Origin of the sequence: Anaerosporomusa subterranea (assembly GCF_001611555.1) — a bacterium.
In the GTDB taxonomy this organism is placed as follows: Bacteria; Bacillota; Negativicutes; order Sporomusales; family Acetonemataceae; genus Anaerosporomusa; species Anaerosporomusa subterranea.
Genome location: NZ_LSGP01000001.1, coordinates 209,074 through 231,691 on the forward strand (window position 1 = coordinate 209,074; position 22,618 = coordinate 231,691).

The window sequence follows — 22,618 nt, forward strand, 5'->3', positions numbered from 1 at the left end:
CCCAAAAGAAAATAGTCCTAACCTCAAGCGAGGCTAGGACTATTTTCTTTACCGCCGAAGTGGCGGGCGGCGCCGGAAGTTATCATTGCTACGATGCCGTAGCGGCGCTTCTTCGGTTAAGCGGACTGGCGTGGTATCCGGTTCTTTTGTCAACAGCTTAAGAGCGGCTGCCACTAGTGCTACAGAGTCATTTTCGTCAAGGAGTTCGGCTGCTCGGCTATTATACTTTTCAAAGCCGCCTTCCTCGATGACCGCCAGCAGGCGTTCTACAGCCAGGCGTTGCTGACCTTCAAGAGCGTCGCTCATAGTCGGAACGCTCATGCGGACGATTTTTCGTCTGGAGAGACGCTCAATTGTCCGCAGATGATCCATTTCGCGCGGAATGACGAATGTGATGGCTGTTCCAGCCTGACCGGCCCGGCCTGTCCGTCCAATGCGGTGCACATAGCTTTCCGGGTCTTGCGGGATATCAAAGTTGTAAACATGAGTAACGCCGCTGATGTCAAGTCCCCGTGCAGCTACGTCGGTAGCAACTAGGATATCGGTGGAACCATCCCGGAATTGGCGGATGACACTGTCTCGTTTTGCCTGTGTGAGATCGCCGTGAATCCCTTCGGCAGCATAGCCGCGTTTTTTCAACGCCTCGGACAGCTCGTCCACCCGCCGTTTGGTTCTGCCGAAGACAATAGCCAATTCAGGGGATTGGATGTCAAGCAACCGGCATAAGACATCAAATTTTTGGCGGTCCTGTACTTCTAGATAGTTCTGTTCAACTAGCGGTACGGTGACTTCCTTCGATTGGATGCTGATCAGTGCCGGATTACGGAGAAAACGCTGTGACAGAGACTGAATGGCTCTGGGCATGGTTGCCGAGAAGAGGAGAGTCTGACGGCTGGCAGGGGTTGCACTGAGGATTTCTTCGATATCTTCAATGAAGCCCATGTTCAACATTTCATCTGCTTCGTCAAGCACGATCATGCGCAATTCGTCTAGGCGGATTGTGCGCCTTTGCATATGGTCTTTTAACCGACCAGGAGTAGCAACAATGATCTGCGGTCTTTTTTTCAAACCTCTAATCTGACGTTCAATATCTTGTCCGCCATAGATAGGAAGAGTATGGACATCGGTATATTGCGCTATCTTGTTAAGCTCTTCTGCGACTTGGATGGCGAGCTCGCGTGTTGGGGTTAATACCAACCCTTGTACTTTCTCGCGGGCGCCTTCCATCTTTTCAATCAGAGGGATGCCATAGGCAGCTGTTTTTCCGGTGCCTGTTTGCGCTTGACCGATTAGATCTTGGCCGCGCATTGCGGGTTGGATGGCCTTCTCTTGTATGGGGGTGGGTTCCTCAAACCCCATATTGTTCAATGATTGTGTAATCAAGTCACTGATTCCGAGCGCTTTGAATTTTTCCATGTTTAAACCTCCTAGAATTCTTGCTGTTATTAATATGGATGATTATCCGCCGGGCTATTACACGGCTGGCCGATTCTGCGCAGTCAAACGGTAAGCTTTATTGAGCATTTTGTTGACAAATGATAGCTTCTATCATATAATAACAAAGACTATTCATAGCAAATTTTTATCAAGACATTAAACAGAGCATGTATGCTGATTTGCTTCCTGTTCGTATTGTAATTTGGTAATAGTCGAGGTAGTTAGCGGCTGAACGTGCCAGCGTGGCGCGGGATAATTACCTAATTATATATGAATTTTGGAGGAAAAGCAAATTATGGAACAACGCACACAACAACTTCTGAAACGCTTGTCGTTTTTGGGTTATCATTCGTTCGAAATTCGTCGCATTCTGCAAGAAGCGCATAGCGGCGATGGTATTGTCTCAACACTTGAGAAATACGAACAGTTGGCTTCAAAGTATCTTCAATCGTATAGCAAGTAGAAAAAAAGCTTTCGGCAATCGCCGAAAGCTTTTTTGTAAACTAAACAGAGGATACACAGAGGTCGCAGAGGAGTATTGGCTATTTTGCCAGCCATGCGGCCCCAAACTTAAGCCACTCTTTATCTGTGTCTCTGTGGAATGGCCCCGGACTTCCGCTAGAGACCGCGTAGCAGTGTGTCATATATAAATTCCCATTGACAGAAGAACACTGTAGGCGTATAGTTATTTACATAAGTTTAAGTCGAGAAAATTATATATATAATAAATGTGATGAGGGAGAACGTTGTGTTCTGCATGTTGTTTCAGAGAACCGGTGGTTGGTGTGAACCGGCAACGACGAGAATGCAAAGATCACTCCTGAACAGCAAAGCTGAACAAGGTGGCTGTTGCAAGAGCAACAGCTTCATACAAGATTTGAGACTAGTTGAAAAAGCTCCAGATGCTAGGAGCAGCGAGGCTTGCGCCGCGCCGCGTACATAAAGGTACGCAAGCAAGCAAACGCAGTCGCGACAACGCAGGTGGAGTTTTTTCAACGGTCTCAGAAGTAAGCTGCGCCGGCCTCAGCTCCGCAAGGAGTGCAACCGTTAACCTGCTAGGGTTGTTTGACCTAATGAGATGCAGATATTCGTATCTGTGAAAAAGGGTGGTACCGCGAGAATTTCCTCTTGCCCCTTTAAGTCGATTGACTTGAAGGACAAGAGGTTTTTTATTTTATTATTTTAGGAGGTTATTGATTATGAAGTACTTGGAGAAGTTGGCTCAGTTTATTTGTCGGCATATGACGTTGTGGGTGGTGCTTTGTTCAGCAATTGCATTCTTTTATCCGGCACCGTTCAAGCCAATTGGCAAGTATATTTCATATCTCCTCGGGATTATAATGCTGGGAATGGGGCTTACCATGTCGCTCGAGGATTTTCGGCTTGTTTTAACCCGGCCTAAAGATGTTTTTTATGGTGTCTTTTTCCGCTATCTCATTATGCCCTTGGTTGGCTTTGGTGTGGCCAAGATGCTGGGGCTGCCGCCTGCTTTAGCTGCGGGCATGGTTCTCTTAGGGGCTTGCCCAAGTGGTACGGGCTCTAACGTTTTGACGTTTATCGCCAAAGGGGATACAGCTCTTTCTGTCACGGTTTCGAGTGTGAATACAATATTGGCGCCAGTGCTTACCCCGTATATCTTTTTATTGCTGGCAGGTTCGATGATCCCTATTGATGCTGGTGCGTTGCTTCTGGATATTGTCTGGATTGTACTAATTCCTGTAGCTTCCGGCGTTGTCCTGAACATGCTGGCGCCCCGCCTGGTGGCGAAACTAACCAAGGTGGTTCCGGCGGTGTCGGTTGTCTTCATTATAGCTATCATGTCTTCCGTAGTGGCATTGAATGCGTCTAAAATGGCGACAATGGCGCTTGTGCTAGGCTTAGCAGTCATGCTTCACAATTCAGCTGGTCTGCTTCTGGGTTATTATTCTGGTAAGATGGTTGGTATGTCAGATAAAAAGTCTCGCGCTATTACGTTTGAAATTGGCATGGAAAACTCAGGTCTGACAGTTGCGCTGGCTTTAGCTCATTTAGATCCAATGGCGGCTTTGCCAGGTGCTGTCATGACTGTTTGGGAATACCTCAGCGGCAGTATGTTAGCCAGCTATTGGGGCAATAAGCCTACACCTGATGCGGAAATAACACTTGTTAATGAACCGGTGTGATAAAGAGGACTTGAATTAATGGAGAAAGGATGATCAGAGTGGTAAAAGAATTTATGTTAAAGTACGGTACTGGCGAAGTGGCTCTAACGGTGGAAGAAGATGACATTCTTCAAGTTATTGAGAGCAATCTGATTACTTTTGATAAACCGGAAGCCGAGATTGTCCAAGAGGCGCTCGCGCATCCGATTGGCAGTGCACGGCTTTCTGAGTTGGTTCATCCGGGAGAGCGGGTTTGTGTGGTTATTCCGGACATTACCCGGACCTGGCAGAAGACAGACTTATACCTGCCTTTCCTGGTAGAAGAACTACAGCGAGGCGGAGTTAAGGATGAGGATATTCTCTTTATCTGTGCTGTAGGGACTCATCGTGGACAAACACCAGAGGAACATCGACAATTGTTGGGGCCTGAATTGGCTGACCGGTTTCAAGTTGTTGATCATGACAGTTGTGATAAAGACAATTTAGTTTATCTTGGAAAAACAACCTTCGGTACGCCGGTGTGGATAAACAAAAAAGCCATGGAATGCGATCATATCGTGCTGACCGGCGGGATTGTCTATCACTTCTTGGCAGGTTGGGCAGGCGGTAAAAAGTATATTCTCCCCGGTATCTCTGCGTACGAAACCGTAATGACCAACCATGCCTTGTCGCTTAATCCCGTACGGGGCGAAGGCCCTCATCCTGATGTGCGTTCGGGTAATGCCGATAATAACCTGATTCATTTGGATATGCTGGAAGCGGCAAGTTTTGTTAGACCGACGTTCCTATTTAACGTAATCACAGCCGAGGGAAGAATTGCCGGCGCTGTGGCAGGCCATTATATCGCCGCTCATGATCATGGTCGAGCCATGGTCGACGCCATTGACGGAGTGTCGATCAAAGAAAAAGCAGATCTGGTCATCGCCACGGCTGGCGGCAGCCCGAAAGATGTAAACCTCTATCAATCAATCAAGACGCTGATTAACGCTCGTGAAGCGACGAAAGTCGGCGGAACCATGATTATCCTGACTGAGAGTCCCGAAGGTTTAGGCGGTAATGCTGAAGTACAGGACATGCTTTTGAATTATGATTCAGTATTAGCGCGGGAAGACGCTTTGCGGAGCAATTACAGCATTTCTAAATATGTGGCATATTTCTTCTGTGAGTCAGCGGCCAAATTTGATTTGATACTTGTTTCAACGTTGGATACTGATCTATTGAAAAAAGCGAATATCAAAGTCGTAAAGACACTAGACGAAGCGCTCGCGTTGGTTTATGCGAAACGAGGGAAAGGCCTGAAAACCCATATCATGCCACAGGGAGCGAATACCCTGCCTAAACTGGGTAAGTAAATAGATAAATACGAAAATGAGGTTCTGCGAACACAGATCTTCAGGCCGTTGAAGAAAACCATCTACGTTGTTGAGTAAGCCATCCGGTAGAGGGGTGGATTTGACTATAATACTCTAACTGAAAGACCAGGCAAACCGATATAAATTGCGGTTTGCCTGGTCTTTGCACCTCCTTATTTACTTTCATATTTTTCAGGATCGTTTGCCAGTTCTTTGTTCTGGAACCGAGTGAGAGAATAGATTGTTGTAACTATTTCTGAACAAACCACGATCTGTCCATATTGTTTACTGCTATCCCTACAACAGCGACAACCAAACTCACGGCAAGACCCGAAAATAACGGATTCTTATATTCCGGGTACAGTATGTTCCATAGCAAAGAAACGGCCACACCAGCAATCATTGAGCAAATAGCAGCTTTCGGCGGGAGTTTACCGGGGAAAAATATCGCTATAGTCAATGGTACAAAAATACCAACTCCGCGTAAGGCCATGGATAAAAAGTTCCATTCCAGAACTAGAGATTGCATATTGCCGAAAACGAATAAAGCTGCGCATATCGTTATAATCAATATGCATGTCCGGTTAAGCCATAATAGTCTCTTAGCCCCACTGAAACCAAATAGTTCGCTGATGATATCTCTTGAAAGCATTGTTCCAACGCCCAAGGCAAGGCCAGCAACCGATCCAATGGATGACAGAAGAAGCGCGGTTATTGCGGCGCCTCCTAGCCATTCTGGCAAATTATAAATCATATACATTGGCAAAGCATTAATAGGGAGCATATCTGGATAATTCGCATGCATGTACATTCCAATCATGATTGAGGGGAGACCGACAGGAATCGTCACAAGGGCGGCTACTAAAGAACCGGCAGCAGCGGTCCGTGTATCGCGTGCCGCAAAAATTGCCTGGACATAAGTTTGAGTCGATATAATTCCGACCACAAGAGAAACGGCATTTCCGATATCTAGCCAAACGCCTCTTCCAAATAAATTAAACCACGGATCAGCCGGGAAAAATGCTTCAAGTCCGCTCATTCCGTTCATAGCCTTAAATGACGTAGCCCCTGCGACCAGCAGCGTAATGTAAAGCAGGCTCAGTTTGAAAATGCCTGACAAGCCAGTACCATTTATTCCACCAAAGAATACGTAAGCGATGACAATGATAACGGTAATACCGGCTGCCACTCCAGATGTCACACTAAAAACCGAAGATAACAGATGAACAGACGTGAGCATACTGGCTACAATGCTAAAGAAAATTCCTAATGACGAAACTACACTGGTTATAGGACCAGCGGCTTTTCCATAATGAAGAACGAGGTATTGTGAAATGGTCTCCATGCCAGAGTTTCGTAAGGAACCTGCATAGAAGATGGACATTATGAGTAGCCCGATGCCGGAGCCAAGCGTAAACCACCAAGCGGACAGTCCCACACAAAAAGCCAATTGGGCAGTACCCATCGTAGCGGCACCACCGATAATTGTACCGACGATAGTACCTGAAACAATTGCTGTGCTCGATGATCGACTGCCTATACTAAAGTCGTCTGCTGATTTCACTTTGCGGGAAGAATATAAACCAAGTACTATGACTGACAACATCGTTATTATCAAACTCAATAAATGAATGTTGCTTAATTCCATTATTGACTCTCCCTAAGGCAAGTTATGAGATAAAATTGTATTGACCAGCGCCGTGCTTTCAACTACGATTATATCAAAATTGTTATTATACTCATAATACTAATAAAATTGAGATGTTATACTACGTGGGTATAACATGGAGGTGTTCACTATGGATATCAAGGATATGAAATGCTACCTGGCAGTTGTCGAGGAAGGAAGTATCAATGCCGCTGCAAAACGATTGCATATTGCTCAACCTCCGCTCAGCCGTCAAATGAAGCAGTTAGAGGAAGAGTTGGGAGTCAAGCTATTCGAAAGAGGAAAACGCAAAGTCCAACTTACCGAGGCCGGTCGCCTATTGCGTAATCGAGCCGAGCAGTTTTTAGGTCAAGTAGACAATACTGTTAAGGAAATGAGACAACTCAATGCTGGAACTTATGGTACATTATCTATCGGTACAGTAACCTCTTCAGGCGTTACAATTCTACCCGGAGTTGTACGAGCATTCCGAAGCTCATTTCCCAGTGTTAGTTTTCAATTGTGGGAAGGGGAAACAAACCGGATTACCGAGCTTTTAAATAGAGGATCAATTGAAATAGGGATAGTTCGGTTCCCATTTGATGCAGAAATCTACGAATCAATAAAACTACCGAATGAACCATTAGTCGCCGCTATAAATAAAAACCACAATGACTATCTAGGTGACCATACAGATTGCATACAGTTGTCGGAACTGGCGGGCAAGCCTTTATTGATTCACCGCAAATACGAAGCAATGATTGTTGAGTATTGCCAACAATTCGGTTTTGCACCAGAATTTGTGTGTATGAGTGATGATGTTATGCCGATTCTTGTGTGGGCTGATGCTGACATAGGAATAGCCATTGTACCCAGGGCAGCGATTGGTCTTATTCCGAGTACTAATCTTACGTATAAAACAATTACTAATCCCTGCCTTGAAACTACTGCTGCAGTCATCTGGATGCGGAACCGCTACTTGTCCGCTGCGGCCCATAATTTTTTAACTTTGTTTACAACGATGCATTCAAAATCTTTGACTGTTGAATCCTAATACCGAATTTAATAAAGATACCTAAATCTGTATTTGTCAGGCTGGACATATGAGCTTCAAAAACAAGCACCAAACCTCAAAAGCATGCGCAGAATGGTATGGAATTTGTTAACCCTGATTTTCCGGCTAAAAACAGCGAATGCTGCACAGGCTCAGGTCTGGTTGGTATGCCTGGTATGCCTTTCAGAGAGTCTTAAGACTCGACCAGCATTTATGCCTTTGCAGAGCTGGGCAAGCCGTCGTTAGACGGGTAAATTTGACTCCTGGTTTACTTTTCTTGATAGTGACACGTCCAGAGTGGTCATTTTTTTGTTTGTGGAGGTTGGAGGTCATTAGCTGGATGCGTCGAAATCCTTCCTTGCAACAGGAATATAAAAGGCAGGGAGTGCTTTGTAAGATGAGTAATAACAATGACATTCTATGGAGATATAACGAGCAGGTCAATAAGCCGCTGGCGGAGAAGGTGACGACAGCTTTTCTTTCTGAACAGACCATAAACGAAGTCGTTGCCTTTCATCAGAGCTTTTCACAGTATGTTGTGACACCGCTGCAATCGCTTGACCGGTTAGCAAAGGAGTTCAATGTCGGAAAAATATGGGTCAAGGATGAATCGCATCGTTTTGGCCTCAATGCATTCAAAGTGTTGGGTGGTTCCTTTGCTATCGGCAAATATTTGAGCGAAAAGCTCGGTCTGCCGATGAATCAACTGACATTTGAAATGCTAAAATCGTCAGCAGTCAAAGCCGAAATCGGCGAAGTTACGTTTGTCACAGCGACTGACGGCAACCATGGCCGCGGTGTGGCCTGGGCGGCTAATCAGCTTGGTCAAAAGGCAGTTGTCTATATGCCGAAGGGGTCGGCGATTACTCGATTGGCGAACATCAGAGCCGAAGGCGCCGTCGCGGCGATTACCGATCTGAACTACGATGATACGGTTCGTCTGGCCAACCGGCATGCCCAGGAAAATGGCTGGGTGGTCGTTCAGGATACAGCTTGGCCTGGCTATGAAAAAATACCGACTTGGATTATGCAGGGCTATGCGACTATCATCCGTGAAGCGCTGGAGCAAATTGTTGAAGCTGGTGATGAAAAGCCGACCCACATATTTTTGCAGGTCGGCGTCGGCTCGTTTGCTGGCAGTATTCTCGGCTATCTTGCGGACAAGTTTGGTGAAGAACGTCCTGCCACGGTTATTGTCGAACCTGATAAAGCGGCCTGCCTTTACAAGTCGATTGTCGCTGATGATGGTGAGCCGCACGCGGTGACTGGTGATCTAAATACTATCATGGCCGGCTTGGCCTGTGGAGAACCAAATAGTATTTCCTGGGGAATATTGCGAGATTATGCCGAATGGTACGCCGTCTGTCCGGATTATGTAGCAGCGCGCGGCATGCGGCTTCTGGCTAATCCACAAGGCAGCGATCCGCGTGTCATTTCTGGCGAATCTGGCGCGGTCGGGCTGGGTCTTGTCAGTCTGCTGGCTGAACGTGATGATCTCAAGCCAATAACCGAAAAACTCAAGCTCAATCAGACTGCGCGAATTCTTATCATCAGCACAGAAGGAGATACTGATCCCATCACCTACAAAGACATCGTCTGGAACGGGGCATACCCATATGTGAAATAGCCTGATGCGGGGCGCGTTTAGCACGAACAGCACAAGGCGCAACGGAGCTACGGGGGACGGAGAACGATAGCACGAGCGCCAAAACGGCACGAGCGTCACTATGCGGGGTACGGTTTTAGAATGTATTGTCCACATTGTAGGGCTAGTGTCGCTAGTGGCGTTAGTGCTAAACGTACCTAGTTGCTTTTAATTCCGGCGCCGCAGAGCGGGAAGACCACGATCTGCTCTTTAAGTGCCGGATATTTTTTTACATAATTTAAATAGCCGGCATAATTGGCTGCTGAGGTAATCTCTACATAGATGCCCTGGGCGGCCATTACTTGTCTTGCTAGGCTAATTTCTTCCTCTGCTACGCCGATGATATCGCCGCCAGTTTTTCGCACTGCGTCTAGAATTTCTGCGCCTCTGGCCGGTGCGGCAATCGCGATGCCCTCAGCCAAGGTTCCTGTATTTTCAACCGGATCTACCGTATCTTTACCCTGATGTAAGGCTTTTAAAATGGGAGCACAGTTGTCCGCCTGCACTGCCAGAATTTTCGGCATCCTATCAATCAAGCCCCAAGAAAGCAGCTCTTGAAACGCGATATAGGCGCCTAATAACAGGGTGCCATTGCCAACAGGGATAATAAATGCTTCCGGCATTACCCCGTCAAATTGTTCAAAGACCTCGTAAAAATAGGTCTTGGTACCCTCCCAGAATAGGGGGTTATAGATGTGACTGGCATAAAACAGGTTGGTGCTTTCCACCATGTCAATTGCGGCTTTGGCAGTGTCCTCACGCGTACCGGGAATTTTGTGAATGGTCGCGCCGTGGGCTTCAATTTGTTTGATTTTCTTATCAGAGGTTGATGCAGGTACAAATACGTCACAGGCAATGCCCGCTCTGGCAGAATAAGCGGCAATCGCCGTTCCTGCATTGCCGCTGCTGTCGGCAACTACACGTTTTACGCCTAATTTCTTAGCCATCGCAATCAGCGCTACCGCGCCACGATCCTTAAAGGAGAGGGTTGGCATATAATAGTCTGCTTTCGCGTACAAGTTTTTACTGACAGCAATCAGTGGGGTATCACCTTCGCCTAAAGTAACTTCCTGCCAACAGTCCTCTTGATCAAACGGCAGAGCATCGATATATTTCCAAAGTGAGTGGCTTCTCGATATGGCGGTGGCCTGAAAATCTAACTGCTTTTTCTCATATTCCAAATGTAGCAATCCACCGCAACTGCACTTCCAGCGATTGCTTTCTAACGCAAATCTTTCTTTGCACTCAGTACAAATATAGTTCATTGTTGCGTTTCTCCTTTCAGTCTTTTTTGTCCGATGACTAACCCGCTCTAAGACTCCCACTACAAGTGGGGGTTAAGAGCGGCTAAGTCCCTGGATAAGGGCGACTAACCTTCAGATGGGGTTAAAACCCCACCTAAAGCTAAGTCTACTTTATAGGCCATTGCTTCAATCTCGACTAAAAAGCCATAATGCAAATCCTTGGTTGGCACAATTGCTCTTGCTGGCTTATGACTGCCAAAGTACTCGGCATACACGGCGTTTACTTCGTCCCACAACGATATGTCTGAAACATAAACCGTTGTCTTTATGACATCATTTTTGCTTGCACCAGCAGCTAGCAGCACAGTTTCGATATTTTTTAGCACTTGCTGCGTCTGTTCTTTAATTCCGCCAGTACACTTCTCGCCAGTATATGGATTGGTCGGCACTTGCCCGGAAATGCAGATCAGGTTACCTGCTTTCGTTGCTGGTGAATAATGCCCAGCCGGTTGTTTAGCTCCGTCAATGCTAATTAGTTGCATGAGTGGAATCACCTCAACTTTTCTATCAATTTATCTTGATTTTATATAAAAATTTATATAAAATCAAGATAAATTAGTATATGTCTACAGTATTAGGCAGAATGTATATAAATATTTATACAAAAGGGAGGCGCGTAGTGATGCTAAATAAAGTTATTGAACAATATATACCCATTGCCCAGTTGATTGCTAAAACCTTTGGCAACGATTGTGAAGTGGTGATTCATGACCTGGAAGTGCCCCAAAATTCTGTAGTGTATACGCTAAATAACCATGTGACAGGCAGACAAGTTGGACAGAGCTTTGATCACCTCGTAACCCAAGTATTGTTGTCACAGAATTTTTCCAATGATTGTTCTGCCAATTATTACTTTCATACAGAGGATGGAAGACTCATTAAATCGTCTACTGTTCTTTTACGCGATGTCGCGAAAAAAGTAGTTGGCGCTTTGTGCGTGAACCTAGATACCACGCAAATAACCAGTAACATTCACTGGCTCACAGCTATGCTTCCTGGCTATTCGCCCAATAATCACGTAGGCGTTCCTGAAGCGAGTCAGAATGAAATAGAACATATTACAGAAATAGTCGATGATCTGATCGAAAAGATTATTGGTAATAAAGACATCGCTGAATTGAAGCGTGAAGAAAAGATAGACATGATCCGATTTATGGAACAGAAAGGGGTTTTTCTGATTAAGGGCGCAATCGATAAAGTTGCTATTAAAATGGGAATATCGAAGGTGACAGTATATAGCTATATTGATGAAGCCAAAGGAAAGTGATCTGTTGCGATACGTTAAATTAGGAGGAGGGTGTCCGATATGTTAAAATCTCTCTATCAAGGCATTGAGTCCCTGGCGCTGTTAATCGACAATGATATCATGCAAAACAATCTTCGCTTCATGCAAGCAAAAGCAGATCAGTATCAGGTAAACCTACGACCACATATCAAAACCCATCGTATGCCGGAACTGGCGCAATTACAGACGCAATTAGGCGCATTTGGTATCACTGTCGCTAAAGTCGGCGAAGCTGAAGTCATGGCAGAACATGGCTTGAAGAACATTTTTATAGCCAATGAAATAGTGGGAAAATCCAAGTTGGAGCGAATCAAAGCGCTCCATCAAAAGATAAACATACGTGTTGGCGTCGATAATGAATACCAGATCGATCAGATTGAGGAGGTTTTTCAGTCGGAAGAATCCGGGCTTGAAGTTCTGATTGAACTGGAAGTGGGAGAAAACCGCTCTGGCGTAATCACTGACGAACAGTTGATTAATCTGGTCAATTATATAAAATCGAAACAGAAAGTCTTGCTAAAGGGTATTTTTTCTCACGAAGGACATTGCTACAAAGCAAAAGATATTGAAGATTGTTTAAAATTAGCGATAGAGAGTCAACAGAGAACCATCAGAGCTGCCAATATCATTCGATCATTAGGCGTAGCAATCGATACTGTTAGTATCGGCTCCACTCCGTCGTTAATGAACGCAGCGATCAGTGACGGCATAACCGAGATCAGGCCGGGAACATATATCTTCATGGATGTGGGGCAAGGCACTGCTCTGCAGGAATTCTCGAAATGTGCCGCCACTATATTGACAACGGTTATTAGTAAACCAACAGAAGAACGGGTTGTCTTAGATGCTGGCGCAAAATCCCTGACTTCGCAGAACCGCAGTGGCGGCATTTGCGCTACTTACGGCTACGGACTGGTAAAAAACTCGGCAAATGTCCGATTGAGTGGCGTTTTTGATGAACACGGAATAATCATCGATAAAGAGTTTAGAAACAGAGTCAATGTTGGTGATAAGGTAGAAGTTATCCCTAACCACATCTGCCCGGCCTGTAATTTGTTTGATAAGGCTTATCTAGTTTCGTCTGGGGAAATCATTAAAGAAATGCCAGTTTTGTGTAGGGGGAAATCGCAGTGACTCTTTTCCCGTATAGCTGAGACATCGGAAGCTTTGCCATATCCTTGTTTTCGTTTACTGCGCTATAATGTAGAAAAAATGATTGCAAAATGAGGTGTTCGATTTGAAAAACGGTAAAGAATTTATCGAAAAAACCAAGTATCCATACCTGGAAAAGTCTGACCAACTGTCAGGAGTCCCACAACCGCCGCTGGAGCTAGAGTGGGATCAGGAAGCTGTCACTATTGACTTACCGCAGGATGCGCCGCTAAATCCTGTTGAATTAACCACCGCTATCCAGCGCCGCCAAAGCGTCCGCCAGTATAACAATCTCCCGTTGTCGCTTGCAGAGTTGTCCCACTTGTTGTGGTGTACCCAGGGAGTCAAACAAGTATACTCTAACCGCACAGCCCGTAACGTGCCTTCTGCTGGCAGTCGTCATGCGTTGGAAACGTGGCTGGTCGTTAACAATGTTGCCGGCCTCCAGTCAGGTTTATATCGATATATTGCTAGCAAGCACCAGTTAGCGCTGATAACTCCTGCTGCGAGCGGCGATATTGCGGCAAAAGCAACTGAGCTTTGTCATGGTCAGCCGTTTGTCAAAACCGCGGCCGCCCTTTTCATCTGGGTAGCCGTTCCTTATCGCATGGCTTGGCGCTATGGTGATCGTGGCTATCGTTATCTGCACCTCGATGCGGGTCATGTTTGTCAAAACCTCTATCTTGCCGCTGAAAGCATTGATGCCGGTGTCTGTGCCATCGCTGCCTATGATGACGACCAGATGAACGCTTTCCTTGGTATTGATGGGGAAAATGCGTTTGCAATTTATATGGCAACTGTCGGAAAAAAGCAAGCCTACTAATCTGTGATTAGCAAGTAGATTGTGGAAAAACCTCATCCCCAGACCGTTTAGAAATGTTCAGATGTTGTTGCCTATGAGAATGTAAGCGACTTGACTCACCTAGGTTTAATAGCATCACTAGGCAGCCCCTAAAATCCAGCAGCGCCGCGTACGTTCGTAGGTACGCGGCGCTGCTGGATTTTAGGGGCTGATTGCGCAACTCTTGGCGCTTCAGCGCCTTTTGCCGGTTTCGGCCGTCCATGGCCTTCCGGCACCTGAACGTCCTATTCAATGGAGTTGGCGGCATACCCTTTACGGGTGCAACGCAGATGGGCGTTTATCAACGGTCTGCAGCTAATCATGTGACTAGCTGGGCATTAAGTGAGCTTACTTGCCAGTTAGAATGGCCTCGTGGATTGTCTGGACTTTCTGACCATAGGTTCGGCCAGGGACGGCCCATTTGCCATTTAAATCAGTCCAAGTTAGCGATTGGCCGAAATTACTAGTTTTCTTCACCAATTCATAACGGGGATCGACTATCGGCAATAACGGCGAGCGCTTGGTGCTATATGCCAATAGATGTTGAATTTGTGCTCGTACGCCAATTTGGGCTGTGGGAAACCAAGCGCCTTTCACGCCGCCGCCAGTGGTTCCCAAACCGCAATAATTATTCTGTAATGGAACCACATCGCCCCCGTAGGCAAAATTGCCAGTTTCATGCAGTGCCTGAGCGAACGCTAAATCAGGACGGATTCCCTCTAAAAGGGCCTCCTGATAATAAAGGTCTACCAATTGGCTTGGACTAACCGAGATCAAGGGTAAAGGGTTGCGCCGCAGCAGATAACTTATACATTGTTCCTTTGTTGCCATAGGTCTTCCCAGGATGGTCAGATCAAAAAAACGCTCTGTTCTGATAAGATTCTTGGCGGCCGGTGGTGTCGGATATGGCATAACTGTTGAAATTTGTAGTACTAAAACCGAGAATAACCCTGCCGCAATAGCGACTCGTTTGAAAACGCTCATCCTTACCTCCCTAATTTTATCTTCAATTCTGTATTTTGCTGACTAGAATATTCTTAGCTTCTATTGTCAAGCAAATTGGCTGATTAGGCAAGAGGATGTAAGAAACTTGATCCCTACTTTTTGCGAGTGTCGATTGCTTGTGCTGAATAGAGCCACGTCTCGCATATATTATCCCGAGTCTTCTTGTGCGGGAGTGGTTAAACATGAGGCCTTTATTGATTCGAAACTCCTTATTCTTCTCAGTACTGGGCGTTCTTCTGATCAGTTTGGTTATCGCGAGTGTGGGGCTAGACTACTGGGACGAACTGGAACTAGCCGCTATTCCTAATCAGCCCATGGAAGCGCCAAAGGGTAAAGTGTCCATTGTCATTAAAATTCCGGCTCGTCTGCTAGAACTGCATAATGACGGAAAGATTTATAAGCAGTATCGCGTTGCAGTGGGAAAAGGTGACACTCCTTCGCCAATTGGCGAGTGGGTTGTGGCCTGGAAATCCTATCGCGATGGCGTATTTGGCACACGGTATCTTGCGCTGAACGTTCCCTGGGGTGGCTATGGAATTCATGGAACCAACCAGCCTTGGAGCATCGGGCATTTTGCCAGCCACGGGTGCATTCGTATGCGTAACAAAGATGTCGAAGAACTGTTTCAATGGGTTCCCATAGGAACGCCGGTGCGAATCGAAGGCCAGATTAACCCGATACGGCATATCTTAAAGATGCAGTCTATGGGGCCGGACGTAGTGCAATTGCAGGTGAAGCTAAGAACGCTCGGTTATTTAGAAGGGAGGGCTGACGGCTTCTTTAATAGTGATACTGATGTGGCAGTAAAGCGGTTTCAACATGATAAAGGCCTCAAGCCTACCGGAGTCGTTGACCGGAAAACACTCGATCTTTTGGGGCTATAGTGTTGCGGAATTTTGACAGGTAAGCCTTCGCAAAACAGGGGCTGTCAAGCAATTACTTGCTTGACAGCCCCTGTTTCGTATTGGTCGCTTAGTATTTCCAGAACATTTCTTGAATCAGTTTGGGATCAGCTGTCTTAGTTAAAGCCAGCATTAGCAGGATGCGGGCTTTTTGCGGATTAAGATTATCGCCAGCCACAAAGTTATACTTGTCATCATTGGCTTCGCCATTGCGGGCGACAATACCATTGCCAACGCGAGCGCTGCGGACAATTACAATGTCTTGCTTTTGGGCTGCTTCAACAGCGGGATATTCAGCTTTGCCGATGCTGCCGTTTCCGGTGCCGGCATGCACAATACCTTTCGCGCCAGCTTGAGCGATTGCTTCAATCGCAGTGCCGGTATTATTGGCATAGTGATAGACAATATCAACCCGCGGTAGATCGGATAGGCTCATGACATCGAATTCAGTTGCGGTAGTATGTTTGCGGAGCGCCGCCCTATAGAATACAGGTTTGTCGCCGGTGAAGAAGCCGAGTGGGCCAATTTCCGGAGCCTTAAACGTATCCACCCGGTCAGTAATCGTTTTTGTTACGTCACGGCCAGAGTGAATGGTATCGTTGAGCATTACCATTACGCCTTTGCCGATAGCGTCTTTACTGCCCGCTAATATCGTAGCACGATAGAGGTTCAGCATACCGTCTGCACTCATTGCTGTCGGCGGACGCATGGATCCGACTAAGACCACAGGTTTTTCGCTTTTCACAACAAGGTTGAGAAAATAAGCGGTTTCTTCCAGTGTATCTGTGCCATGGGTGATGACGATGCCGTCGACATCATTCTGGGCTAACAGTTGGTTGACTCGCTTTGCCAGTTTAAGCCAAACCTCATTGGTCATGTTTTCGCTGGCGATCTGGGAAATTTGTTCGCCGCTCACATTAGCGACTTTCTTAAGCTCGGGAACATTGCTTATCAGCGCGTCAACTGGAGCGACGGCGGCAGTATAGCCGATTGTTGTGGAACTGGTAGCTCCGGAACCGGCTATGGTTCCGCCTGTAGCAAGGATTTTGATGTGGGGGAGATTGGCCGGACTTTCGGCAAAGCAAGCGACCTGTAAGCTAAACACGAATAAAAAAACCATGGTCAACACGAGAAGAGGTTTACGCGTCATCTGTCTTCCTCCTTACCATATTTTGGGATCCGTATTTTGGGATCCGTATTTTGGGATCCATATTTTGATTATAGACGAGAGAAAGCAAATTGGCAATATATGGAATTTAACAAAGGGATCGAAACAAAAAAAGCTTCCGTCTCTTTTCTAGACGGAAGCTTTTTCGTGATTTTCTTACATCGCCTTCGCGGCTTCATGGAAATAACCAGAGCCGTGGCAAAACGGACAGGCAATGTCGACGCACCCGGCGTTGTGGCAGGCGATACATTCGCCAGGAGTGAGATTGTCGTGTTCAAAAGCATCTGTTTCACGACAGTAAGGACAATCAACCAAACGTTTTCCTGAACCCGCGCAATGTGTACATTCTCGACCGTACATACCGAAGCCTCCTTAACCATTTTTGCCGATTGCCGGAAAGAATAGATTCAAAGATGAGGCTACGTTTTCCCCGGAGGAAACAGAGGGCTCGTAGAGTACACAGAGAGAAGATATTAAAACCAATCTTCTCTTGTACCCTCCATTTAATCTGGATACTCCGTGGTTGACGTACTATGCTCAATGGACGCGCTAAACTGCCACTCTATTCATTTGGCGTGACTTGCCGGATAGAGCCAACTGTTCACCCATGAGTTTGGCAAGGTCGATAACCCGGCAGGAGTAACCCCATTCATTGTCATACCAGGCAAGGATTTTTACGGTCCGTTTTCCCATGACCATGGTGGAAAGTGCGTCGACAATTGCTGAATGGCTATTATTAAGAAAATCGACAGAAACCAACGGCTCTTCACAATACTCAAGGACACCTTCTAATTTACCCTGTGCCGCGGTTTGCAGCGCCTGATTGATTGATTCAGTAGTAACATCTTGCGATAATTCGATGACTAAATCGGCTAGTGAGACATTTGGCACCGGAACACGAATGGCGATGCCGTTGAGTTTTCCTTTCAGATCAGGAATTACCAACCCGATTGCTTTGGCTGCACCAGTAGCGGTTGGTACAATGGATTGTGTGCAGGATCGGCCGCGACGCGGATCTTTATGTGAATTGTCTAAACTGCGCTGATCGGTTGTAAACGCATGAACGGTCGACATCAGTCCGCTGACGATGCCAAACCGTTCGTGAATAACCTTGACTATAGGCGCTAGACAATTAGTTGTGCAGGAAGCGTTTGAAACAATATGATCCACGTCAGGCTGGTAAGCGTCCTCGTTTACGCCCACAACGATCGTTCGACCATCATCTTTAGCAGGGGCGGTTAAAATGACTTTTTTCGCTCCACTGTCAAGATGTGCTTTTGCTTCTTCGCTGGAATTAAATTTGCCGGTCGCTTCAATGACAATGTCGGCGCCAAGCCTACCCCAAGGTAAATTGGCCGGATTACGCTCTGACAACACAGGAATGGTATGTCCGTTGATACTTAGTGCATTACCTTCAGCCTCGACACGGAACGGCAGTTTTCCGTGTACTGAATCATACTTCAATAAGTGTGCCAGCGCTGTGGCATCAGTCGTGCCATTAATCGCGACGACTTCAATATCTGACCTTTCCAATGAGGCACGCATGCACATACGTCCGATGCGGCCAAAGCCATTGATAGCAATTCGAGTACTCATGATTCTCCTCCAAACCCATTGCAACATTTTTCTGATAAGTCCACCAAATTAGTATAACACATATGTGTTGCATTACGTATTTATGATATCATAATCCGAATAGTAAGTAAACAATTAATGGATTGGATAAATATACCTTCCGATAAAATCAGAAGCGACATATAATAGAGGTAATAAGACTTGAGGATGAATGGAGGGGTTAGTTATGCTGAAAAATATTCTTAAGGCTGTGAGTGATCGGTTACTGCCGAGTATCAATCAAAAAGAAGACGGAACCGGTCATTGCCATGAAGCGGCATTTGACCCGGACAGTTTTCCAGAGACCATGAAGAAACAAATGCGAAAAAATCAGAGTTCGGCGTCAAAACCTGAGAGTTATGACCGCAAATGATGGTATAATATACAGATGGAAAAAATGACATGCCTTGACCGCGAATTTTTTGGAGGTGTCAATGCGCCTAGGGATAAAGCTATTCTTCTTACTTATCGTCCTATTTAACGTAGCTTATAATGCTACTCTGCCGCTGCATCCCGATGAAGCGTACTATTGGGTGTGGTCAAAAAACCTTGCTTTGTCCTACTATGATCACCCGCCAATGGTGGCTTACGCCATTCGCCTGATGACTGTATTTGGCGACAGCGAGGTCCTCATTCGTCTGGCGGCAGTTGCCGCGATGTCTGGTGCTGCTTGGCTGATCTACCGGACGGGCTGTATTCTCTTTACCCGCAAGACAGGTGAAATCGCCCTGGTTATTTACTTGCTTGTGCCGATGACCCAGGTAGGTTACCTAGCTGTCACGCCTGACCCGTTTCTCTGCTTTTTCTGGGCTTTAAGCTTATACCTGGTTTGTCGCAGTCTGTTCGAAGAACGTCCTGGTTTATTGGCGCTTGCCGGTGTCAGCATTGGCTGCACCTTGTTATCAAAATACACAGGTGTGCTTTTACCTGCTTCATTGCTATTGTTCTTGCTATTCACGCCTCGCTTTCGCAGGTTATTGGTCAAGCAAGAATTATTGCTGGCCATCCTTTTCGGAGTAGTTGTCTTTTCGCCGGTTATTGCCTGGAATGCCAGCCATGACTGGGCATCCTTCCAGTACCAGTTTAACCATGGGGTTGCTGAAGAAAAAATATTGAAGCCAGCGTCGATTGTCGAATTTTTTACCGGACAAGCGGCAGTCTCCAATCCATTTTTCTTTTTAAGTCTATTGTTCTTTTTGGCAAAGGAACGGCTGAAAAGTTTTCGTGAGCCGCGCTTGGCTATTCTTGTTTGGCCATTTATTTTTACTCTATTGTTTTTCGGCTATAATTCTTTATATAAGAAATCTGAGTTAAATTGGGCCATGCCGGCTATGGTCAGCGGCTCAGTCCTGTTAGCGCACTGGCTGCTTCAGACAGGGAGAGCCAGACTCATCCGCTGGGCGGGAGTGTTTACTCTGCTGGCAGTGATTTTCTTTAAGGGGCCGGAGTTGGTTCCTTTTATGCCAAGCGAATTGGTCATGAAGAACAAGTTTCTTGGCTATGATCATCTGTTTTCTGCGGCAGATCTCCGCCGCAGTGATGAATTCGTTTTGAGCGACAACTATGAGAATGCCTCGGCAGTCGCATACTATCTTCCCGGTCGGCCAGAGGTTTATATTCTGGAAACTGCGCCGCTTAACCAATACACATTTTGGCACGATCGTCTGAGCGATTTAATAGGCAGGAATGCTATTTGGATTGGTGAGGACGAACCCACAGCGGCGGTGTTCTCAGCCTTCTCACGGGTCGAGCACTTTCGAACCTTGGTCTATGAAAATCGCTTTGGGACGAAGCGGTTTAATGTATTTCGTTGCAGCAATTATAAAGGCTTGGGCGAAACTAAATGATCACCTCTTTTTTTGTGATGTATTTTTCGCAGATTTGCAGGGATTATGGGGAATTTAGGCGAAAATGCGAAGAGGCTAGAAGGAAGGAAACGAGGAGACGGGTTTGATTTGTATCATACACGCCGTACTGACAAAACATGAATAAAAGTGAAGATAAAATCCGAGCAGGCCGAAATCGGACACTGATCCTCACTGATACGGAGCGGACCATGTTGCGGAAGCATCTGATTGAATTGCCGCGACAGAGTAAACTGGAAACACCACCTGTTGGAACGATTCACGGCGATTGCTTCCAGGTTATTGAGAAATTACCGTTAGCGTTTGTCGATTTGTTGATTCTTGATCCTCCGTACAATCTGACGAAACGTTTTACTGGACTAACCGTTAAGCAGGTTTCGGTTCCAGAGTACACGCAGTGGCTGGATATGGTGATCACAGCATTGAAGCCAACGCTTCACTCGACCGCATCTGTCTACATTTGTGGTGATTGGTTAACATCAACGTCAATTTATGAGGTGGCTTCACGCCATTTTCATGTTCAAAACCGGATAACCTGGGAACGAGAAAAGGGGCGCGGCGCACGCGCAAACTGGAAAAACTGTAGTGAAGACATTTGGTTCTGCACTGTAAATAAAGCTGACTATACGTTCCATGCTGATGCAGTTAGACTTCGCCGCCGGGTGCTTGCGCCTTATCGCCAGAATGATGGCTCACCCAAAGATTGGCTGGAAACAGAAGATGGCAATTTCCGTGACACTGCGCCGTCGAATTTGTGGACAGACATTACGATACCGTTCTGGTCAATGCCGGAGAATACTGATCATCCCACCCAAAAAAGTGAAAAGCTATTGGCGAAATTAATCTTAGCCTCTAGCAACGAGGGGGATTTCGTATTTGATCCATTTTTGGGCAGCGGTACGACGACGGTGACTGCAAAGAAACTCGGTCGGCGTTATCTTGGGATTGATAGCAATGAAGACTATTGTTTATTGGCTGAGAAGCGCCTGGATCATACTACCCTAGACAATAGTATTCAGGGGTATACCGACGGAGTATTTTGGGAAAGAAATAGTCTTAGCCAGCAGGCTTTAAAGCGTGTTTCAAAAAACACGCAACCATAGAAAAGAAAGACTGTTAGCGCTATAGCGCCGTAGTGTTGGCGGCATACCCCTTGCGGGTGCAACGGTCGAACGCCAGCCATCCTTGGCGCGTTCGACACTAGCGCATCCGTGCGCGTCGCAGATGGGCGTTTTGTAACAGCCTCTAAGAAGGAAGAAAAATACGTAACAGAAGGTGATTTTAATGCTACATGCATTTTCTCGTACTGAACTATTGATCGGCGCTCCAGCCTTGGCTAAATTGGCTGCTAGTCATGTCGCTATATTTGGCGTTGGCGGAGTCGGATCATTTACTGTAGAGGGCCTGGCTCGCTGTGGAATAGGCAGATTTACCTTGGTGGATGATGATTGCATATGTCTAACTAACCTTAACCGGCAACTGCCGGCTACAACCAGAACGGTTGGCCGGCCCAAGGTAGAGGTTATGCGTGAACGAATTTTAGAGATTAATCCGAGAGCAGAGGTAACCCTTCACCAGAAGTTCTACTTGCCGGATACAGCTGAAGAACTCTTGTCTGGTGACTACGATTATATTGTCGATGCCGTGGATACCGTAACTGCGAAGATTGATCTGATTGTCCGCGCCAAACAGCGGAATATCCCAGTCATCAGTTGCATGGGCGCTGGCAATAAGCTTGACCCTACAGCGTTTATTGTGACCGACATTGCCAAAACAACCGGTTGTCCACTAGCACGGGTGGTCAGACGCGAGCTGAGAAAGCTTGGCATACTCTCGCTAAAGGTTGTATACTCACAGGAAAAACCGCTAACTCCGTCTACTGAAGGCGCGTGTGGTCAGGATTGCATTTGTCCCCCTGGCTCAGCTCGCACCTGCGCCATGCGGCGTCAGGTCCCCGGCAGTATTTCGTTTGTGCCTTCTGTGGCTGGCCTGATCTTGGCTGGTGAGGTGGTTAAGGATCTGGCGGGAATTCAACGGTAAGAACAGGGCGTTTGTCCTGCCAGTATTTCTTGTAATAACCTGCACCTTTCCAGTCCGGATTAAATATGCGTCACTGCCACTGGCAGGAGTTTCTGGCAGTTAGGGTGAGCGCAAGCGTTTGATGGCGGCTAGGACAAAAATCCTGTATACGATGCACTTCTGGCC

General features: G+C 46.5%; 21 protein-coding genes. 13 read left to right on the forward strand and 8 right to left on the reverse strand.

Going from position 1 to position 22,618, the window contains the following annotated elements; all coding sequences use genetic code 11:
- Positions 1-48: 48 nt before the first annotated feature.
- On the reverse strand, positions 49-1,416 hold the full coding sequence (locus AXX12_RS00855) for a DEAD/DEAH box helicase (protein ID WP_066236818.1): 1,368 nt from the start codon (positions 1,414-1,416) through the stop codon (positions 49-51).
- 316 nt (positions 1,417-1,732) lie between these two features.
- Between AXX12_RS00855 and AXX12_RS19550 the strand changes: the two genes are divergently transcribed.
- The 3 genes from AXX12_RS19550 to AXX12_RS00865 all read left to right on the forward strand — a co-directional run bounded on the left by AXX12_RS19550 (position 1,733) and on the right by AXX12_RS00865 (position 4,930).
- Positions 1,733-1,900, forward strand: a complete 168-nt coding sequence (locus tag AXX12_RS19550; RefSeq protein ID WP_197470605.1) for a hypothetical protein — start codon at positions 1,733-1,735, stop codon at positions 1,898-1,900.
- 733 nt (positions 1,901-2,633) lie between these two features.
- Positions 2,634-3,599, forward strand: coding sequence for a bile acid:sodium symporter family protein (locus AXX12_RS00860; RefSeq protein WP_066237271.1), 966 nt, complete (start codon positions 2,634-2,636; stop codon positions 3,597-3,599).
- A 53-nt stretch (positions 3,600-3,652) separates the two neighbouring features.
- A complete protein-coding gene (locus AXX12_RS00865; RefSeq protein ID WP_461781723.1) occupies positions 3,653-4,930 on the forward strand; it encodes a lactate racemase domain-containing protein in 1,278 nt (425 codons plus the stop codon).
- Positions 4,931-5,180: 250 nt separating this feature from the next.
- Here the strand turns inward: AXX12_RS00865 and AXX12_RS00870 are convergent, their stop codons facing one another.
- Positions 5,181-6,578, reverse strand: a complete 1,398-nt coding sequence (locus tag AXX12_RS00870) for a sodium:solute symporter family protein (protein WP_066236821.1) — start codon at positions 6,576-6,578, stop codon at positions 5,181-5,183.
- 151 nt (positions 6,579-6,729) lie between these two features.
- Here AXX12_RS00870 and AXX12_RS00875 point away from each other — a divergent pair, with 151 nt between their 5' ends.
- Positions 6,730-7,632 (forward strand): LysR family transcriptional regulator, encoded by a 903-nt coding sequence (locus AXX12_RS00875; RefSeq protein WP_066236823.1) that lies wholly within the window; start codon positions 6,730-6,732, stop codon positions 7,630-7,632.
- Between the two features lie 397 nt (positions 7,633-8,029).
- Positions 8,030-9,259, forward strand: coding sequence for a diaminopropionate ammonia-lyase (dpaL, locus tag AXX12_RS00880; RefSeq protein ID WP_066237273.1), 1,230 nt, complete (start codon positions 8,030-8,032; stop codon positions 9,257-9,259).
- A gap of 176 nt (positions 9,260-9,435) precedes the next feature.
- On the opposite strand, the gene AXX12_RS00885 is transcribed toward dpaL, so the two are convergent.
- A complete protein-coding gene (locus tag AXX12_RS00885; protein ID WP_066236825.1) occupies positions 9,436-10,542 on the reverse strand; it encodes a threonine synthase in 1,107 nt (368 codons plus the stop codon).
- A gap of 104 nt (positions 10,543-10,646) precedes the next feature.
- Complete coding sequence (locus AXX12_RS00890) at positions 10,647-11,063, reverse strand: RidA family protein (RefSeq protein ID WP_066236826.1); 417 nt, start codon at positions 11,061-11,063, stop codon at positions 10,647-10,649.
- Positions 11,064-11,203: 140 nt separating this feature from the next.
- On the opposite strand from AXX12_RS00890, the gene AXX12_RS00895 reads away from it, so the two are divergent.
- The 3 genes from AXX12_RS00895 (at position 11,204) to AXX12_RS00905 (ending at position 13,841) form a co-directional block, all read left to right on the forward strand.
- A complete protein-coding gene (locus AXX12_RS00895; RefSeq protein ID WP_066236827.1) occupies positions 11,204-11,848 on the forward strand; it encodes a helix-turn-helix transcriptional regulator in 645 nt (214 codons plus the stop codon).
- Positions 11,849-11,887: 39 nt separating this feature from the next.
- Positions 11,888-13,000, forward strand: coding sequence for an alanine racemase (locus tag AXX12_RS00900; RefSeq protein WP_066236830.1), 1,113 nt, complete (start codon positions 11,888-11,890; stop codon positions 12,998-13,000).
- 103 nt (positions 13,001-13,103) lie between these two features.
- Complete coding sequence (locus AXX12_RS00905) at positions 13,104-13,841, forward strand: SagB/ThcOx family dehydrogenase (protein ID WP_066236833.1); 738 nt, start codon at positions 13,104-13,106, stop codon at positions 13,839-13,841.
- Positions 13,842-14,207: 366 nt separating this feature from the next.
- Here AXX12_RS00905 and AXX12_RS00910 read toward each other — a convergent pair whose 3' ends face one another.
- The gene (locus tag AXX12_RS00910) at positions 14,208-14,843 is read right to left on the reverse strand and encodes a glucosaminidase domain-containing protein (RefSeq protein ID WP_066236835.1); all 636 of its coding nucleotides are present in this window, start codon (positions 14,841-14,843) and stop codon (positions 14,208-14,210) included.
- Positions 14,844-15,046: 203 nt separating this feature from the next.
- Here AXX12_RS00910 and AXX12_RS00915 point away from each other — a divergent pair, with 203 nt between their 5' ends.
- Entirely contained in the window at positions 15,047-15,748 is a 702-nt protein-coding gene (locus tag AXX12_RS00915; protein WP_066236837.1) for a L,D-transpeptidase family protein, read from the forward strand.
- 88 nt (positions 15,749-15,836) lie between these two features.
- Here AXX12_RS00915 and AXX12_RS00920 read toward each other — a convergent pair whose 3' ends face one another.
- The 3 genes from AXX12_RS00920 to gap form a co-directional block, all read right to left on the reverse strand.
- Entirely contained in the window at positions 15,837-16,916 is a 1,080-nt protein-coding gene (locus tag AXX12_RS00920) for a type II asparaginase (protein ID WP_066236839.1), read from the reverse strand.
- A 174-nt stretch (positions 16,917-17,090) separates the two neighbouring features.
- Positions 17,091-17,294 (reverse strand): hypothetical protein, encoded by a 204-nt coding sequence (locus AXX12_RS00925; protein ID WP_066236841.1) that lies wholly within the window; start codon positions 17,292-17,294, stop codon positions 17,091-17,093.
- A 189-nt stretch (positions 17,295-17,483) separates the two neighbouring features.
- A complete protein-coding gene (gap, locus tag AXX12_RS00930) occupies positions 17,484-18,530 on the reverse strand; it encodes a type I glyceraldehyde-3-phosphate dehydrogenase (RefSeq protein ID WP_066236843.1) in 1,047 nt (348 codons plus the stop codon).
- 205 nt (positions 18,531-18,735) lie between these two features.
- Between gap and AXX12_RS00935 the strand changes: the two genes are divergently transcribed.
- The 4 genes from AXX12_RS00935 (at position 18,736) to AXX12_RS00950 (ending at position 22,453) form a co-directional block, all read left to right on the forward strand.
- Complete coding sequence (locus tag AXX12_RS00935; protein WP_066236845.1) at positions 18,736-18,921, forward strand: hypothetical protein; 186 nt, start codon at positions 18,736-18,738, stop codon at positions 18,919-18,921.
- A 61-nt stretch (positions 18,922-18,982) separates the two neighbouring features.
- Positions 18,983-20,395, forward strand: a complete 1,413-nt coding sequence (locus AXX12_RS00940) for an ArnT family glycosyltransferase (RefSeq protein ID WP_066236847.1) — start codon at positions 18,983-18,985, stop codon at positions 20,393-20,395.
- A gap of 209 nt (positions 20,396-20,604) precedes the next feature.
- A complete protein-coding gene (locus AXX12_RS00945) occupies positions 20,605-21,516 on the forward strand; it encodes a DNA-methyltransferase (protein ID WP_197470606.1) in 912 nt (303 codons plus the stop codon).
- Positions 21,517-21,697: 181 nt separating this feature from the next.
- A complete protein-coding gene (locus AXX12_RS00950) occupies positions 21,698-22,453 on the forward strand; it encodes a tRNA threonylcarbamoyladenosine dehydratase (protein WP_066236851.1) in 756 nt (251 codons plus the stop codon).
- Positions 22,454-22,618: the final 165 nt, after the last annotated feature.

Coding starts and splice junctions, on each gene's coding strand:
- AXX12_RS00890 (WP_066236826.1), bottom strand. CDS start 11,063: ATGCAACTAATTAGCATTGACGGAGCTAAACAACCGGCTGGGCATTAT.
- AXX12_RS19550 (WP_197470605.1), top strand. CDS start 1,733: ATGGAACAACGCACACAACAACTTCTGAAACGCTTGTCGTTTTTGGGT.
- AXX12_RS00950 (WP_066236851.1), top strand. CDS start 21,698: ATGCTACATGCATTTTCTCGTACTGAACTATTGATCGGCGCTCCAGCC.
- AXX12_RS00875 (WP_066236823.1), top strand. CDS start 6,730: ATGGATATCAAGGATATGAAATGCTACCTGGCAGTTGTCGAGGAAGGA.
- AXX12_RS00915 (WP_066236837.1), top strand. CDS start 15,047: ATGAGGCCTTTATTGATTCGAAACTCCTTATTCTTCTCAGTACTGGGC.
- AXX12_RS00870 (WP_066236821.1), bottom strand. CDS start 6,578: ATGGAATTAAGCAACATTCATTTATTGAGTTTGATAATAACGATGTTG.
- AXX12_RS00895 (WP_066236827.1), top strand. CDS start 11,204: ATGCTAAATAAAGTTATTGAACAATATATACCCATTGCCCAGTTGATT.
- dpaL (WP_066237273.1), top strand. CDS start 8,030: ATGAGTAATAACAATGACATTCTATGGAGATATAACGAGCAGGTCAAT.
- AXX12_RS00855 (WP_066236818.1), bottom strand. CDS start 1,416: ATGGAAAAATTCAAAGCGCTCGGAATCAGTGACTTGATTACACAATCA.
- AXX12_RS00900 (WP_066236830.1), top strand. CDS start 11,888: ATGTTAAAATCTCTCTATCAAGGCATTGAGTCCCTGGCGCTGTTAATC.
- AXX12_RS00910 (WP_066236835.1), bottom strand. CDS start 14,843: ATGAGCGTTTTCAAACGAGTCGCTATTGCGGCAGGGTTATTCTCGGTT.
- AXX12_RS00935 (WP_066236845.1), top strand. CDS start 18,736: ATGCTGAAAAATATTCTTAAGGCTGTGAGTGATCGGTTACTGCCGAGT.
- AXX12_RS00865 (WP_461781723.1), top strand. CDS start 3,653: ATGTTAAAGTACGGTACTGGCGAAGTGGCTCTAACGGTGGAAGAAGAT.
- gap (WP_066236843.1), bottom strand. CDS start 18,530: ATGAGTACTCGAATTGCTATCAATGGCTTTGGCCGCATCGGACGTATG.
- AXX12_RS00925 (WP_066236841.1), bottom strand. CDS start 17,294: ATGTACGGTCGAGAATGTACACATTGCGCGGGTTCAGGAAAACGTTTG.
- AXX12_RS00885 (WP_066236825.1), bottom strand. CDS start 10,542: ATGAACTATATTTGTACTGAGTGCAAAGAAAGATTTGCGTTAGAAAGC.
- AXX12_RS00940 (WP_066236847.1), top strand. CDS start 18,983: ATGCGCCTAGGGATAAAGCTATTCTTCTTACTTATCGTCCTATTTAAC.
- AXX12_RS00945 (WP_197470606.1), top strand. CDS start 20,605: ATGTTGCGGAAGCATCTGATTGAATTGCCGCGACAGAGTAAACTGGAA.
- AXX12_RS00920 (WP_066236839.1), bottom strand. CDS start 16,916: ATGACGCGTAAACCTCTTCTCGTGTTGACCATGGTTTTTTTATTCGTG.